1 pseudogene is annotated in these 262 nt (G+C 79.8%); it reads left to right on the top strand.

Annotated elements, in window-relative coordinates:
* Positions 1-262: pseudogene (locus G3I53_RS11960) on the top strand (hypothetical protein); the annotation flags it as partial.

The following is a 262-nucleotide window of genomic DNA, read 5'->3' as shown; positions in this document are numbered from 1 at the left end:
GCCGCCCAGCGGCTGCGGGAGCGCGACCGCCGCCCCCGCCGCCGCCCGGCCGTGACCGACGCCGACCCCGACGAGCCGGAAGGACCGGAGGCCGGCACCGACACCGACCCCGGCCTCTCGGCCCTGGCCGCCGACCGGCGCGCGCTCGTCGAGCAGACCGACCACGCCGAATGGGTCGACCAGCAGCGCGAGCGGCAGCAGCGCCCCGGCCAGGGCAGCGACAGCTGGGACCCCGTCCCCGTCCCGCTGCCCACCTACGTCA

Origin of the sequence: Streptomyces sp. SID14436, from assembly GCF_010548465.1 — a bacterium.
GTDB lineage: Bacteria > Actinomycetota > Actinomycetes > Streptomycetales > Streptomycetaceae > Streptomyces.
This window is presented reverse-complemented; position numbering and strand designations above follow the sequence as displayed.